The 13,793-nt window shown below is 67.4% G+C and carries 14 protein-coding genes, 1 tRNA gene and 1 pseudogene; 12 read left to right on the forward strand and 4 right to left on the reverse strand.

The window, feature by feature from the left end:
• Nucleotides 1-23 precede the first annotated feature (23 nt).
• The 4 genes and pseudogenes from ftsY to H9L16_RS00900 form a co-directional block, all read left to right on the forward strand.
• Nucleotides 24-1,157: pseudogene (gene ftsY, locus H9L16_RS00885) on the forward strand (signal recognition particle-docking protein FtsY); the annotation flags it as partial.
• Entirely contained in the window at nucleotides 1,154-2,443 is a 1,290-nt protein-coding gene (locus H9L16_RS00890) for a hypothetical protein (protein ID WP_187552754.1), read from the forward strand. The pseudogene ftsY and the gene H9L16_RS00890, both read left to right, overlap by 4 nt.
• Nucleotides 2,443-3,504 carry an A/G-specific adenine glycosylase gene (gene mutY / locus H9L16_RS00895; RefSeq protein WP_187552755.1) on the forward strand — a complete coding sequence of 354 codons (1,062 nt, stop codon included), beginning with the start codon at nucleotides 2,443-2,445 and terminating at the stop codon, nucleotides 3,502-3,504. The genes H9L16_RS00890 and mutY overlap by 1 nt, the downstream gene beginning before the upstream one ends.
• 2 nt (nucleotides 3,505-3,506) lie before the next feature.
• Complete coding sequence (locus H9L16_RS00900; RefSeq protein ID WP_187552756.1) at nucleotides 3,507-3,779, forward strand: oxidative damage protection protein; 273 nt, start codon at nucleotides 3,507-3,509, stop codon at nucleotides 3,777-3,779.
• On the opposite strand, the gene H9L16_RS00905 is transcribed toward H9L16_RS00900, so the two are convergent.
• Nucleotides 3,758-4,177, reverse strand: a complete 420-nt coding sequence (locus tag H9L16_RS00905) for a DUF6491 family protein (RefSeq protein WP_187552757.1) — start codon at nucleotides 4,175-4,177, stop codon at nucleotides 3,758-3,760. The genes H9L16_RS00900 and H9L16_RS00905 overlap by 22 nt on opposite strands.
• 144 nt (nucleotides 4,178-4,321) lie before the next feature.
• On the opposite strand from H9L16_RS00905, the gene H9L16_RS00910 reads away from it, so the two are divergent.
• The 7 genes from H9L16_RS00910 to aqpZ all read left to right on the forward strand — a co-directional run bounded on the left by H9L16_RS00910 (nucleotide 4,322) and on the right by aqpZ (nucleotide 9,949).
• Nucleotides 4,322-4,397 (forward strand) — tRNA-Phe (locus tag H9L16_RS00910).
• Between the two features lie 128 nt (nucleotides 4,398-4,525).
• Nucleotides 4,526-4,714 carry a hypothetical protein gene (locus tag H9L16_RS00915; protein ID WP_187552758.1) on the forward strand — a complete coding sequence of 63 codons (189 nt, stop codon included), beginning with the start codon at nucleotides 4,526-4,528 and terminating at the stop codon, nucleotides 4,712-4,714.
• A 56-nt stretch (nucleotides 4,715-4,770) separates the two neighbouring features.
• Nucleotides 4,771-5,241, forward strand: coding sequence for a hypothetical protein (locus H9L16_RS00920; protein WP_187552759.1), 471 nt, complete (start codon nucleotides 4,771-4,773; stop codon nucleotides 5,239-5,241).
• Nucleotides 5,242-5,345: 104 nt separating this feature from the next.
• Nucleotides 5,346-7,139, forward strand: a complete 1,794-nt coding sequence (locus H9L16_RS00925; protein WP_187552760.1) for an acyl-CoA dehydrogenase C-terminal domain-containing protein — start codon at nucleotides 5,346-5,348, stop codon at nucleotides 7,137-7,139.
• A gap of 97 nt (nucleotides 7,140-7,236) precedes the next feature.
• Complete coding sequence (locus H9L16_RS00930) at nucleotides 7,237-7,917, forward strand: HNH endonuclease (RefSeq protein ID WP_187552761.1); 681 nt, start codon at nucleotides 7,237-7,239, stop codon at nucleotides 7,915-7,917.
• A 129-nt stretch (nucleotides 7,918-8,046) separates the two neighbouring features.
• Nucleotides 8,047-9,141 carry a hypothetical protein gene (locus H9L16_RS00935; protein WP_187552762.1) on the forward strand — a complete coding sequence of 365 codons (1,095 nt, stop codon included), beginning with the start codon at nucleotides 8,047-8,049 and terminating at the stop codon, nucleotides 9,139-9,141.
• A gap of 91 nt (nucleotides 9,142-9,232) precedes the next feature.
• On the forward strand, nucleotides 9,233-9,949 hold the full coding sequence (aqpZ, locus tag H9L16_RS00940) for an aquaporin Z (protein ID WP_187553981.1): 717 nt from the start codon (nucleotides 9,233-9,235) through the stop codon (nucleotides 9,947-9,949).
• A gap of 58 nt (nucleotides 9,950-10,007) precedes the next feature.
• Here the strand turns inward: aqpZ and rlmKL are convergent, their stop codons facing one another.
• Genes rlmKL through H9L16_RS00955 form a run of 3 tightly spaced genes read right to left on the reverse strand, consistent with a single transcriptional unit; the run spans nucleotide 10,008 to nucleotide 13,201 of the window.
• Nucleotides 10,008-12,137, reverse strand: a complete 2,130-nt coding sequence (gene rlmKL / locus H9L16_RS00945; protein WP_187552763.1) for a bifunctional 23S rRNA (guanine(2069)-N(7))-methyltransferase RlmK/23S rRNA (guanine(2445)-N(2))-methyltransferase RlmL — start codon at nucleotides 12,135-12,137, stop codon at nucleotides 10,008-10,010.
• A gap of 48 nt (nucleotides 12,138-12,185) precedes the next feature.
• Nucleotides 12,186-12,710, reverse strand: a complete 525-nt coding sequence (locus tag H9L16_RS00950; RefSeq protein ID WP_187552764.1) for an alpha/beta family hydrolase — start codon at nucleotides 12,708-12,710, stop codon at nucleotides 12,186-12,188.
• Nucleotides 12,707-13,201 (reverse strand): MOSC domain-containing protein, encoded by a 495-nt coding sequence (locus tag H9L16_RS00955; RefSeq protein ID WP_187552765.1) that lies wholly within the window; start codon nucleotides 13,199-13,201, stop codon nucleotides 12,707-12,709. The genes H9L16_RS00950 and H9L16_RS00955 overlap by 4 nt, the downstream gene beginning before the upstream one ends.
• 22 nt (nucleotides 13,202-13,223) lie before the next feature.
• Here H9L16_RS00955 and H9L16_RS00960 point away from each other — a divergent pair, with 22 nt between their 5' ends.
• The gene (locus tag H9L16_RS00960; RefSeq protein ID WP_187552766.1) at nucleotides 13,224-13,781 is read left to right on the forward strand and encodes an N-acetylmuramoyl-L-alanine amidase; all 558 of its coding nucleotides are present in this window, start codon (nucleotides 13,224-13,226) and stop codon (nucleotides 13,779-13,781) included.
• The last annotated feature ends 12 nt before the right edge of the window (nucleotides 13,782-13,793 follow it).

The raw sequence follows: 13,793 nt of genomic DNA on the forward strand, positions 1-13,793 counted from the left end.
GTCGCAACAAACCCGAAGCCGACGCGCCGCGCCGCCTCTCCACCGAGGAACTGGCGGCAGCCTTCCCGGAAAGTCACCAGCCCGGACCGTCCGCAGAGGCTCCGCCCGCGACTGTCGAGGCAATCGCCACAACGGTCCCGGCACCCGCTGCGCAACCCGAGCCGGCATCGCCCTCGCCTGTTGTCGAACCGACGGTCGTTGCATTGGAAGACGCCGCACCGTCAGCGCCAGCCGCCGCACCCGGCAAACCGGGCTGGCGACAACGCATCACCAGCATCCTGACCCGCGATATCACCGAGTTGTTCGGGCGCAACCCGAAGCTGGACGACGACCTCCTCGACGCGATCGAAACCGCCCTGCTCACCGCCGATGTCGGCGTTACCGCCAGCACCCAACTGGTCGAGTCGATGCGCAAGCGGATGAAGGCGCGCGAATTCGCCGATGCCCGGGCGCTGCTCAGGGCGCTGCGCGGCGAACTGGTGGCGATGCTGGCGCCGGTGGTCAAGCCGCTGCACATCGATGCATCGAAGAAGCCCTTCGTGATCCTCACCGTGGGCATCAACGGTGCCGGCAAGACCACCACCATCGGCAAGCTGGCGCGTCGCTACAAGGACGAGGGCCTGAGCCTGATGCTGGCCGCCGGCGACACTTTTCGCGCCGCCGCGGTGGCGCAGTTGCAGGCCTGGGGCGATCGCAATGGCGTGGCAGTGGTCGCGCAGGGACAGAATGCAGATGCGGCCTCGGTCGCGTTCGATGCGCTGCAGGCGGCGAAGTCGCGTGGCATGGACGTGCTGATCGCCGACACCGCCGGCCGCCTGCATACCCAGGGCGGGCTGATGGAAGAACTGGCCAAGGTCGGCCGCGTGCTGGGCAAGCTGGATCCGCAAGCGCCGCATGAAGTGCTGATGGTGATCGACGGCACCACCGGCCAGAACGCGATCAACCAGGTGCGGGAGTTCAGCAAGAAGGTGCAGGTCACCGGCCTGGTGGTGACCAAGCTCGACGGCACCGCCAAGGGTGGCGTGGTGTTCGCGCTGGCCCGCGAATTCGGCATCCCGATCCGCTATGCCGGCATCGGCGAGCGCCCCGAAGACCTGCGCGTGTTCGATGCCGAGGCCTTCGTTGACGCGCTGCTGCCCGAGTCGCTCACCGGGTGAGCGAACCCGCGCCGCCGCGCCGCATCGGCAAGCGCCTGCTGCGGCTGGCCGCGATCCTCGCCGCCGTCCTGCTGGTCCTGCTGCTGGTTGCCGGTTGGCTGCTGCAGCCGCAGCGCGCGGGCGGGTTCCTGCTGAAACAGGTCGGCAGCAGCCTGGGCCTGCAGATCACCGCCAGCGCCATCGACTATCGCCTGCGCGGCACCCCGCAATTGGTGTTGCACGACGTGGTGGCGCTACGACCGGGCGATGCCAAGGCCTTGCTGCGCACGGAGCGCGTGTTCGTCTCGCTGCCGTGGCGCACGCTGCGCACGCGCGGCAACGACCTGACCGTGCAACGAGTGGAACTCGACGCGCCGGTGCTCGACCTGCCCGCGCTGCAACGTTGGTTGCCCACGCGTCCACCCAGCGCGGAAACCCGCATCCCGACGGTAGTTGACGGCCTGCTCATCGTCCGCGGCCGCATCGACAACGACGACTGGTGGATCGAAGGGCTGTCCATCGATGTGCCTTCGCTGAATCCGGAACGGCTGTTGCGCGCTCGAGTGCGCGGCCGCTACTCCGCTCCGCCGATGTCGATCCCGGCCGATCTCGCGATCGCCATCGCGCATCCCAGGCGGTTGCTGGCCGGTGCGCCGACCGGCGTCGCCGGCATCGGCACACTGACCGTGGCCAATGCCGACTGGCAGGTACCAGCGCAGGTGTTCCTGTCTGGCCCGCTGCGGCTGGGCAGGGATTCCGCGCTGATGAAACCGGCGCGGCTCGGTATTGACGCGCGCTATCGCTCACCGTCCACCGACCTGCCGTTCCGGCTCGGCCTGCACGGACCGATGGCGTTCAACAGCGCGACTTGGCGATTCGTGCCGGTGCAGGTGTTCCTGGATGGCGATGGCGCGATCCCGGACGCCAGCGCGCGCGGCAGCGTTTCGGTCGGCAAGCGGCTGGTGTTGCACCTGGACGGCCGCATCGCCGCCTGGCCGGAGACATGGCCCACATTGCCGGCACCGCTGTCGGCTTCCACCTCGCCGATGCCGTTCGCAGTGGACTACAAGGGCAGCATCGACTTCGCCGATATCGCCGCGCTCGAATTGCAACGCGAGGCCACCCGCTTCGACGCGCGCTTCCGTTTGCCCAAGGTGCTTGCATGGCTGGACGACATCGCCACCGGCACGCCATTGCCGCCGCTGCAAGGCTCGCTGTCGACACCGCGCATCGACATCGCGGGTGCGGTGCTGGAAGGCGTCGAGATCGAGCTGGACGATTCCGGCACCCCGCCGCAGGCCGACTGATGGTGCCCATCGAAACGGAATTCGCGCCACGCCTGCTGGCATGGTTCGATCGCCACGGCCGCCATGACCTGCCCTGGCAGCATCCGCGCACGGCCTACCGGGTGTGGCTGAGCGAGATCATGCTGCAGCAGACCCAGGTCTCGGTGGTGATCCCGTATTTCCAGCGATTCATCGATGCCATGCCCGACCTGCCCTCGCTGGCCCATGCCCCGCAGGACGATGTGCTTGCGCTGTGGTCGGGCCTTGGCTACTACGCCCGCGCACGCAACCTGCATGCGGCAGCGAAGCGCTGCGTCGAACTGCACGCCAGCGACCTGCCACGCGACCTAGACGCATTGATCGCGCTGCCCGGGATCGGGCGCAGCACCGCAGGCGCGATCCTGTCGCAGGCCTGGGGCGATGCCGCGCCGATCCTGGATGGCAACGTCAAGCGCGTGCTGTGCAGGCTCTTCGGCATCGAAGGCTGGCCGGGCCTGCCGAAGGTGGAAAAGCAGCTTTGGGCAATCGCGGAAACCATTCTGCCCAACACACGCCTCGCCGACTACACGCAGGCGCAGATGGACTTCGGCGCGACCCTGTGCACACGGACCGCTCCGGCCTGTGCGATCTGCCCGCTGCAGGATGGCTGCATCGCATTGCGCGAGGGCCGCGTCGCCGAACTGCCCTCGCCCAAGCCCGGCAAGCCGCTGCCGGAACGTGTCACGCACATGCTGATCATCGAGGACGCACAGCAGCGCGTACTGCTGCAGCGCCGACCGATGACCGGCGTCTGGGCCGCGCTCTGGTCGCTGCCGGAATACGCCGATCTAGCGGATGCGCGCATATGGTTTGATCGGCATGCGCATGGCGATTTCGATGCCGCACAGGCCGGCGATCCCATCGCCCACGGTTTCAGTCACTACCGGCTGCACATCCACCCGCATCGCATCACAGGCGTGCGGCCGCCCGATGCGGTCGGCGATAATGACGACCTGCGCTGGGTGACGCGCCAGCAACTGGCCGGGATCGGCCTGCCTGCGCCGGTGCGCCGATTGCTGCAAGGCTCGAACGAGAAGGAATGACGATGGCGCGCAAGGTTTTCTGCGAAATGGACCAGGTCGAAGCCGATGGCCTCGATTTCGCCCCATGGCCCGGCGACGCCGGCAAGCGCGTGTTCGCCGGCATCGGCAAACCGGCCTGGCAGCGTTGGTTGGCCCACCAGACCATGCTGATCAACGAGAACCGGCTCTCGCCGCTCAACCCGCAGCACCGCGCCTTCCTGGAAGGCGAGATGCTGAAGTTCCTGTTCGGGGGCGGCGCCGAAAAACCGGCGGGTTACGTCCCCGCTGATGCCTGAGCCGTCGCCGCGTCCTGCGCGGCGCGCATCGCCTTGACATCGACCGGACGGATCTCCTCGATCCGGCAACTGACCGGCGACCCATCGGTGAGGATGCGGTCGAACTTGGCCATCACGTATGCGCCGGAGGAACTCAGGCGCAACACCGGCGAACCGCTACCCCAATCCAGGCACGGCCCGGAGACGCGCAGCAACCAGCTCTCGGTGGGCCGCATGCTCAGCACGACGTGCTGGTCGTCGATCCGGTCCCAGCCCATCGCGTTGTGATTGCGGATCTGCTTGACCGGCTCGCCGGCATGCGCTTCGTAGAGTGCGAGGCGGTCGGTATCGCTGATTCGGTTGGTGGCGCAGGCGCTCAGGGATGCAACGGCGAGCAAGGACAGCAGCAGGGTCTTCATGGCGATGCTCCGGTGGACTGACGCGATCATCCACCCACTGCGCACAACCTGTGCTTTACCTGCCCGCAACCGTTCAGCGCTTGCTCGGGTTGCCGGGAACCGCCGCTGCACGTATCATGCGCGGCTCGTTCGACCGGCTGCACTGGCCGGGTAGCTCAGTTGGTAGAGCAGGGGATTGAAAATCCCCGTGTCGGGGGTTCGATTCCCTCCCCGGCCACCATTCCGGAAGACGATGCCGCAAACCCCGCCTCGCGCGGGGTTTTCGCTTTCCGGGCCTTGGATGATCCTCGATCTCGCGCCACTCGCAGGCCGGGTGTATGGTCGCCGCCATCTTCCGAGGAAACCCCCATGGACATCCACGACATCGCCCTGAGGTTGTACGCCGAACTGGTGTCAGCCAACCGCAACGCGCTGGCCGACGATGCCGCTCGGATCAAGCTCGGCCGCGAGGCCTATCTCTATGCGGATGCCTTCATCGTGGCGAAGGACATCTACATCCGCGAACTGCCGGTGGTCAACGTCGACGCGGGCTACTGACGGGTAAGCCGCCCCGGATTGCAGCTATCCTCGGACAAACCGCCGAAGGAACCGCCATGAAATCGCGCCACGCTTTGATCGCCCTCGTCGTCCTTGCGCTTGCGGCCTGCGGCGGCGGGCCGGTGAAGCGCGTCTCGGAACCGGCCGCCGGCATCCAGCAATTGACGGTGCGCGCCGATGGTCACTGGGACGTGGTCGTGCGGCTGGACAACTTCAGCAGCGTGCCGATGCGCTTCGCCGACGCCAACCTCGACATCGCCTTCGACAACGGCGCGGCGGCGAAACTGCAGGCGCAACCGGGCATCAGCATCGGCCCGGAATCGGCCGACGTGTTCACCGCGACCTTGATCCCGCTGCCCGCGGGCCGCGCGCGTCTGGCCAGTGCATTGGCAGATGGTCAGGGGCTTAACTACACGTTGGGCGGCACCGTCCAGGCCGGCCCCGAAGATGGAAAAGCGCGCAGCTACAAGATCGAGCGCAAGAGCGCGCTGGCACCGGTGCCCGGCCTGCCCGGCGTATTGCGTTGAGCCGTCACTGCGTTCCAGAAGGGACTTCACGGCGGAACCATACGCCGTAGTATGCTAGCGTTTCCACGGGCCGACCGGCGGCCCGTCACGACTGGTAACGCCGCATGAGCACCTACAAGGCCCCACTCGACGATTTGCGCTTCGCTCTCTACGACGTCCTTGGCGCGGAGGCGCTGTTTGCCCGCCTGGGGCAAGCCGACGTGAATCGCGAACTGGTCGATGCCGTGCTGGATGAAGCGGCGCGCTTCTCCGAAACCGTGCTGGCACCGCTCAACAAGGTCGGCGACGACATCGGTTGCACGTACGACAAGGCCAGCGGCGACGTGACCGCCCCGCCGGGCTTCAAGCAGGCCTTCGACCAGTTCGTGGAAGGCGGCTGGACCGGCCTGACCAATGCGCCCGAGCACGGCGGCCAGGGCATGCCGGCCGTCGTCGGCGCGGTCCTGACCGAGATGGTCGATGCCGCCAACCTGGCGTGGGGCAACTTCCCGATGCTGTCGCACGGCGCGGTCAAGGCGCTGGAGACCTACGGCGAGGACTGGCAGAAGAAGGTGTTCCTGGAGCCGCTGGTGGCCGGCACCTGGACCGGCACGATGTGCCTGACCGAGCCGCATTGCGGCACCGACCTGGGCCTGTTGAAGACCCGCGCGGAACCGGTCGCGGACGACACGTATTCGGTCACCGGCACCAAGATCTTCATCACCGCCGGCGAGCACGACCTGGTCCCGAATATCGTGCATCTGGTACTGGCCAAACTCCCCGACGCGCCACCCGGTGCCAAGGGCATCTCGCTGTTCGTGGTGCCGAAGTTCAAGGTCGCCCGCGATGGCAGCATGGGCGAACGCAACTCGGTCCGCTGCGGCGCGATCGAACACAAGATGGGCATCCACGGCTCGGCGACCTGCGTGATGAATTTCGACGGTGCCGAGGGTTACCTGGTCGGTGCGCCGCACAAGGGCCTGCAGGCGATGTTCGTGATGATGAACTCGGCACGGCTCGGCGTTGGCGTGCAGGGACTGGGCCTGTCCGAGCGCGCGTATCAGAACGCCTTGCGCTATGCCCGCGAGCGTCTGCAATCGCGTTCGCTGTCGGGTCCGAAGAATCCCGAAAAGCCGGCTGATCCGATCATCGTCCACCCCGACGTGCGCCGCATGCTGCTGTCGCAGAAGGCGCTGATCGAAGGCGGCCGCCTGCTCAGCCTGCACGCCTATTCGCAACTCGACATCGCCGAAAAGTCGCAGGACCCCGCCGAGCGCGAACACGCCGATATCCTGGCCGGCTTCCTGACCCCGATCTCCAAGGCCTGCCTGACCGAATGGAGCATCGAGAACACCTACAACGCGGTGCAATGCTTCGGCGGCCACGGCTACATCGCCGAGCACGGCATCGAACAACTGGCGCGCGATGCGCGCATCACCACGTTGTACGAAGGCACCACCGGCATCCAGTCGCTTGACCTGATTGGCCGCAAGACCGCCGCCAGCCAGGGTGCGGGACTGAAGTTGTTCCTGGCCGAAGTGGAAGCGTTCGCGAAGCAGCACGAGGGCGATGAGGCGCTCGCGGAGTTCATCGCTCCGCTGCGCGGCAAGTGCAGCGAATGGGGCAAGCTGACCATCGACGTGCTGCAGCGCGCGGCCGGCAATCCGGAGGAACTGGGTGCCGCCAGCACCGACTACCTGTTCTATTCCGGCTACGTGGTGCTGGCCTACTGGTGGGCGCGCAGCGTGGCCGCCGCCAATGCCTCCAGCCGCCCGCAGGCGTTCAAGGATGCCAAGCGCGACACCGCCCGCTTCTACTTCGCGCGCCTGTTGCCACGCACGTTGGCCCACAAGGCGGCGATCGAAAGCGGCGCGGCATCGCTGATGGCAATGCCGGCAGAGGCCTTCGGCGCGGAGTGACGATCATGGTCGCGCCCGGCAGGCGTCGGGCGCGATGAGATGCGGCACCGGCATGCCGTACCCAAACGGTCATCGGAGGCGTATAAGCTGATGACCCATGGGAACCGCTAGCGCAACGCTACGCCCGGTCCATGCCGGAACCCGATCCGCGCCAGGTCATGCGGATGGGTGTCTTTCCCCCGAATTCCTCCACGGCACGGCCGCCTCGCCGCCCCCCGGCCTGCGCCTGCTTGGCCTGGATGCGCATGGCCGCGCGCTGGACTGGATGAGCTGGCAGGACGCAACCTGCCTGTATGCACGCGGTGCGGTGGCGTGGACCCTGGGCGAGCCCTGCCTGGAAGTGCATGGCGGGATCAATCGCGCCAGCGGCCAGCGCAGCGTGCTGCACCTGCACCCGATCATCGCCGCGCGCGGGCATGCGCGCCCGCATGCGCTGGCCCCGACGCCGGCATTGACCAACCCGGCACTGTTCGCCCGCGACCAGTCGCTGTGCCTGTATTGCGGCAATGCGTATCCGCGCTCGACACTCACCCGCGACCACGTGCAACCGGTGTCCAAGGGCGGGCGCGATATCTGGGAAAACGTGGTCACCGCCTGCTATCACTGCAATTCCCGCAAGGGCAACCGGACGCCGCAGCAGGCGGGGATGCCGCTGCTCGCAGTCCCCTATCGGCCGAGCTGGATCGAGCACCTGATCCTGTCCAACCGCAACATCCTGGCCGACCAGATGGCGTTCCTGAAATCCCAGCTGCCGAAGAAGTCGCCGCGTTTCGCCTGAGTCGTCGCCCACCTGAATGGGGAAGTCCTTGCTGCGATGCCGACGCATTGCAGGAACTGGGTCGCACATCCGTTGACGCAGCCTGCATGCATGGCAAACACTCCATGTTTTCCGCAGCGGATCACCGCCATGGCACTGACCCTGGGCACCACCGGCATGGACAGCAAGACCAAAGCCGAGGTGCAGGCTGCCTTCAAGGCCGCCAATGCGGAAACCGGAAACCTGTGGACCCTGGTCGAAGGTGACGAAGCCGATTACGTCGTCATCGACATGGATAGCCTGTACGGACCGATGAGCTGGCTGCGCCTGCACGCGGCAGGACGCAAGGTCGTGGGCCTGACTTCGGTCGACCGCAACCAGACCGATTACCGCCTGCCGCGCCCGATCAGCGCCAATGATTTCACCGTCCTGCTCAGCGAGATCGCGGTGGATGCACCGGTCGAAGCTGCCGCCGCGAAGGCCGCTGCAGCATCCGTTCTCGCGGCTGCCGCAGCACCCGAACCTGCCCCACCGAAGGTCGAAGCTGCGCCAGCCCTCGCGCAACCGATCCCGGCAGCAGAACCGGAACCGGAACCAGAGCCCATTCCGGAACCCGTCCCGGCCCTCGAACCCGAGCCGGAACCCATCCCGGAGCCCGTCATCGAAGTGCCCGCGGATCGCGGCCTGGCACGCTGGCTGCTGGCAGGCGGCCTGGATCGCCGTGTCCGCCTGCAACGCGGCGACGGCCCGGTCCTTCTGGTCGATCCGCGCACCCGGGTCTGGCACGGCCCCGCTACGCTCAAGCCCTTGCTGGGCTACTTCGACGGCACCTTGCAGCTGGAGGATTTCGCGACCCTGGATGCCGCGGCATGGGAATCGGAAGCCGCCGCGATCGGTACCGCACAACCACTGTCCCGCCTGCAATGGTTGGGTGGCCTGCTGTCCGGGCATGGCGCGCTGTTGCCGGGGCTGGACCCCGATGGCAAGTTCCGGCTGCTGAAGTGGCCGCAGACCGAGCGCGAATATCCCAAGCACTTCCGCATCGCCACCGCGATGATGAAAGGCCCCGCGACCGTGACCGAGGTTGCCGAGGCCAGCGGCGTGGCAAAGGAAGACGTGGCTGATTTCGTCAACGCCAACCTGGCGACCGGCTATGCCGAGTCGGCCAGCAATACCCCACCGGAACCGGAGACGGCGGCGGGCAAGCCGGCAGGCGGTCTGTTCGGGCGCATGCGCGGCCGCTGACCCGGGCGGGTTTAACGCAATTCCCGCGCCAGTAGCGCGCGCTTCCGCTAACGTGAAGACGCGCGCGACTGGCGCGTGTCTCGATGGGGAGATCGCGATGATCAAACGACTCGGTGCCGAATGTATCGGCACGTTCTGGCTTGTGTTGGGCGGTTGCGGCAGCGCCGTGCTTGCGGCGAACTTCGGTGGCGATGGCAATCCGCTGGGGATCGGATTGCTCGGCGTGTCGCTGGCGTTCGGCCTGACCGTGCTGACCGGTGCCTATGCGCTGGGCCACATCTCCGGCGGGCACTTCAACCCGGCGGTGAGCTTCGGGCTGTGGGCCGGCGGACGCTTTTCGGCGAAGGACCTGCTGCCCTACATCGTCGCGCAGACCCTCGGCGCGATCTTCGCGGCGTGGATCCTGTTCCAGATCGCCAGCGGCACTGCCGGCTTCGCGATCGACAACACGTCGGCCGGCGCATTCGCGACCAACGGCTTCGGCGCATTCTCGCCCGGCGGCTACAGCATGCATGCTGCCTTCCTGTGCGAGGTGGTGCTGACCGCGATGTTCCTCATCGTGATCCTCGGCGCGACCCACAAGAACGCAGCGGCCGGCTTCGCGCCGATCGCGATCGGCCTGGGCCTGACCCTGATCCACCTGATCAGCATCCCGGTCACCAATACCTCGGTGAACCCGGCGCGCTCCACTGGCGTGGCGCTGATCACCGGCGGCGAGCCGCTGTCGCAGCTGTGGCTGTTCTGGGCCGCGCCGATCATCGGCGGCGTGCTGGGCGGCGTGATCTACAAGTGGCTGGGCAAGGACTGATCCACGCCTGCAATTGATGGGCGAAGGGCCGCAGCGATGCGGCCCTTCTTCGTTGTGGTCACCCCGCGGTGATCCGCCATGCGCGATGGATGCGCGGATTGCGGGCGAAGTCCGGCGGGATGGTCGAGGCGCTGATGTCCTCGACGCGCGCGAACTGGCTGATCGCGGTTTCGTCCAGCTTGAAACGGCGGAAGTTGTTGGAGAAATACAGCACGCCGCCCGGTGCCAGCCGGGCCACGCCCGCGCGCAGCAGGCGCACGTGGTCGCGCTGCACGTCGAAGTCGTCGGCGCGCTTGGAATTGGAGAAGGTCGGCGGGTCGCAGAACACCACGTCGTAACTGCCGCGGTCCGCTTCCAGCCACCTCAACGCATCGGCCTGGGCGATGCGGTGGCGGGTGCCGCCTGCGCCGTTGCCGCGCAGGTTGTCGGCCAGCCATTCCAGGTAGGTCGCCGAGAGGTCGACGCTGGTGGTCTCGTTCGCGCCCTGCACCGCGGCCTGCACCGTGGCCGCGCCGGTGTAGCAGAACAGGTTGAGGAAGTGCTTGCCGCGCGCCTCCAGCGCCATTCGCGCACGCAACGGCCGATGGTCGAGGAACAGGCCGGTATCGAGGTAATCGAACAGGTTCACCCGCAGGGTCGCCGCGCCCTCCTCGACCTGCAGGAATTCGCCGCGATGATCGAAGCGGCCGTACTTGGACCCGCCCTTGCCGGTGCTGCGGGTCTTCACCGCGACCCGCTCCTTCGGCACGCCGAACACCTCGCGCACGCCGGACAGCAGGTCGTTCAGGCGCTTGCGCGTGGTCGCTTCGGGGATGTCGTCGGGTGCCGCGTATTCCTGCACGTGCAGCCAGATATCGCCCGCGGTCGAGGTGTACACGTCGACTGCGCAAGCGTACTCGGGGATGTCGGCGTCGTAGGCGCGGAAGCAACTGACTTGTTCCTGCTGCCGCCAGCGCTTGAGCTTGTCCAGGTTCTTGCGCAACCGGTTCGCGACCATCTGCGCGCCTTCGGCGAGCTCGCGCTTCTCCGCGCCTTCGCGCTGCGGCGGCGCGATCGGCTCGCAGGTGATCAGGCTGCACTCGATCGGGCCGTTGAAGACCTGGTAGCGCTTCTGCGCGCGCAGGCCGGTGGCGCGCGCCAACTCGAAATCGCCGCAGAGCAGGCTGGCCCGCCACGCCGGCGTGCTGCGCTTCAGTGCCTCGCCCAGCGTTCGATACAGCGCAGGATCGGCGGCGAGGCGCGCGTCGTACGGCGGATTGCAGACCACCACGCCACGCTGGTTTTCCATCGCCGGCAGGGCAGCGATATCGCAGACGCTGAAATCGATGGCGGTCTCGACGCCGGCGGTGCGCGCGTTCTCGCGAGCCGCGCGGATCGCATGCGGGTCGAAGTCGCTGCCGTGGATGCACGGGCGCAGCGAGGCACGCCCGCGCGCTTCGCGCTCCAGCGCGTCCACGCACAGGCCGCGCCATGCATCCACGTCGAATCCCAGCCAGCGCGTCGGGAGCGCGTCGCCATGCCGCAGCAGGCCCGGCGCCACGTCGGCAACCATCAGCGCGCCTTCGATCAGTAACGTGCCACTGCCGCACATCGGATCCAGCAGGTCGCCGCCGTCGGCATGCGCCTGCGGCCAGCCGCCGCGCATCAGCACCGCCGCCGCCACGTTCTCTTTCAACGGTGCCTCGCCCTGCAACCTGCGCCAGCCGCGCCGGTGCATCGGCCCGCCGCCGAGGTCGATCGACAGGATCGCGCGGCCCTTGCGAATGACCAGGCTGATGCGGACATCGGGGGTTTCGACATCGACATCGGGGCGCGCGCCGGTCTTCGCGCGCAGGGTGTCGACGATGGCGTCCTTGACCCGCTGCGCGGCATAGCGCGCATGGGTGATCGCATCGCCGGACACATGCGCGTCGATGGCGATGCTGTGCCCCGGCCCGAGGTGCTCGATCCAGTCCACCGCCGCGGCACCCGCGTACAGCGCGTGTTCGTCGAGGCATTCGAACTCGGCGATCGGCCATGCCACGCGGCTGGCCAGGCGCGACCACAGCACTGCGCGCTGCGCGTCCAGCAGGGTGCCCTCGACGTTGGTGCCAGCCATCGTGGCGGTGGCGCGTGCGCAACCCAGCGCGACCAGTTCATCGGCCAGCAGGTACTCCAGGCCCTTGCCGCAGGAAGCGAAGAATTTCAAGGCGACCTCATTGGTTGTTGCGGTCATTCCGGCACGCGCCGGATGACATCAAAGACTTGCGAGCAATTGGGCGAACGCATCGGCACTCGCCTGCACGTGGGCGGACAGGCGATGCGAGTCGTCGACCAGCAGCAATCGCGCATTGCGGCTGGCGGCCCAGTCGACCACCTGCACCGCGGGAATCAGTTCGTCGTGCCAGCCGTGGATGATCGAGATCGGCACCGCGGCGGCCTGCAACGCCGGTGCACGGCCCATCGCGATCGGCGGTGCCATCAGGAACAGACCTTTGATGGGCACCTGCAGCGAGACCTGCCCGGAAATCCACGCGCCCAAACTGGAACCGGCCAGCACTAGCGGGCCACGCGCGGCGGCGTCTCGAACCAATGCCAGCAGGCGTTGCAGTCGCGCCGCGACATCACCCAGTTCGCTGACCTCGCGCCGTGCATCCAGGTCCGTGAAATCCGGGCGTTCATGGGTCCAGCCCAGTCGCTCGGCGGCATCCGCCAGCGCGGTCACCTTGGTTGCGTCGGGTCCGCTTTCGAAGCCGTGCGAGAGGATGCAGTGCCCGGTCATTCCGCAATCACCGCATCGCCCAGGCGCAGGCTGCCGCCTTCGAGGATGCGCGCGCACAGGCCGCCCATGCCACGCATCGCGTTGTAGCCGCCGGGGCCGAGCGCTGCTTCCATGCGCGAACACGGATCGCAGGGATCGGTGCCTTCAAGCAGGACGTCGCCGATGCGAAACCGCCGGCCCTTCAACGCGATCAGCGGAATCCCCGAGACCACCACGTTGCGTCGCAGGGTTGCCGGCAGGATTTCCGGATGTCCCGAGAGCGCCGCGATGACCGGGAAGTGCTCTGCCTGGATCAGGGTGATGCCGCGCTTGCCGCTACCGGTGCCATAGCGATCGCCCGAGAGTCCCTTGCCTGCGGTCGCCTCGGCCATGTCGACCGCGTGCATCGGCACGTCGCGGGCCGGGCGCAGGCCGATCCAGTCGACCTGGCCCGCACGCGGGAACTGCGCGAACAGGCGGCCGAGCTCGGAATCGGGAGGCGGTTGCTTCATGCGCGAATGCTAGCATCGGCCGATGCCTGCGCCCCCGATCCTGCGCGATCCACTGCCCTATGCCGATGCGCTTGCGGCGCGCGAAATGGCCAGCATCGACACCGTGGTAATCCATTGCACCGAGCTGCCGGATCTGGCCACAGCGCGCGACTACGGCGAACGGATCCTGTATCCCGCCAGCGGCACCGGCAACAGCGGCCACTACTACATCGATCGAGACGGCAGCATCGTCGAATACGTGCCGCCCGGCCGCATCGCCCACCACACCCGTGGCTGGAACCCGCGCAGCATCGGCATCGAACTGGTCAACACCGGCCGCTATCCGCACTGGCTGGATTCGCGCAGGCAGGCGATGGATCAGGCCTACACCGAGGCACAGATCGAATCGTTGATTGGCCTGTTGGCCGAGCTGCAGGAGAGGATTCCGTCGCTGGTGCAGATTGCCGGCCACGAAGACCTGGACCTGGACGAAGTCGAAGCCAGCGACGATCCCAGCGTCAAGGTCCGCCGCAAGCGCGATCCCGGGCCGTTGTTCCCATGGGCGCGCGTGCTTGCCGCACTGCCGCTGAAACGCCTGTAAGACCATCCGATG

It is taken from the genome of Thermomonas carbonis, assembly GCF_014396975.1.
In the GTDB taxonomy this organism is placed as follows: domain Bacteria; phylum Pseudomonadota; class Gammaproteobacteria; order Xanthomonadales; family Xanthomonadaceae; genus Thermomonas; species Thermomonas carbonis.

Coding starts and splice junctions, on each gene's coding strand:
- H9L16_RS00935 (WP_187552762.1), top strand. CDS start 8,047: ATGGCACTGACCCTGGGCACCACCGGCATGGACAGCAAGACCAAAGCC.
- H9L16_RS00915 (WP_187552758.1), top strand. CDS start 4,526: ATGGACATCCACGACATCGCCCTGAGGTTGTACGCCGAACTGGTGTCA.
- H9L16_RS00930 (WP_187552761.1), top strand. CDS start 7,237: ATGGGAACCGCTAGCGCAACGCTACGCCCGGTCCATGCCGGAACCCGA.
- H9L16_RS00925 (WP_187552760.1), top strand. CDS start 5,346: ATGAGCACCTACAAGGCCCCACTCGACGATTTGCGCTTCGCTCTCTAC.
- mutY (WP_187552755.1), top strand. CDS start 2,443: ATGGTGCCCATCGAAACGGAATTCGCGCCACGCCTGCTGGCATGGTTC.
- H9L16_RS00920 (WP_187552759.1), top strand. CDS start 4,771: ATGAAATCGCGCCACGCTTTGATCGCCCTCGTCGTCCTTGCGCTTGCG.
- H9L16_RS00960 (WP_187552766.1), top strand. CDS start 13,224: ATGCCTGCGCCCCCGATCCTGCGCGATCCACTGCCCTATGCCGATGCG.
- H9L16_RS00900 (WP_187552756.1), top strand. CDS start 3,507: ATGGCGCGCAAGGTTTTCTGCGAAATGGACCAGGTCGAAGCCGATGGC.
- H9L16_RS00950 (WP_187552764.1), bottom strand. CDS start 12,710: ATGACCGGGCACTGCATCCTCTCGCACGGCTTCGAAAGCGGACCCGAC.
- H9L16_RS00905 (WP_187552757.1), bottom strand. CDS start 4,177: ATGAAGACCCTGCTGCTGTCCTTGCTCGCCGTTGCATCCCTGAGCGCC.
- H9L16_RS00955 (WP_187552765.1), bottom strand. CDS start 13,201: ATGAAGCAACCGCCTCCCGATTCCGAGCTCGGCCGCCTGTTCGCGCAG.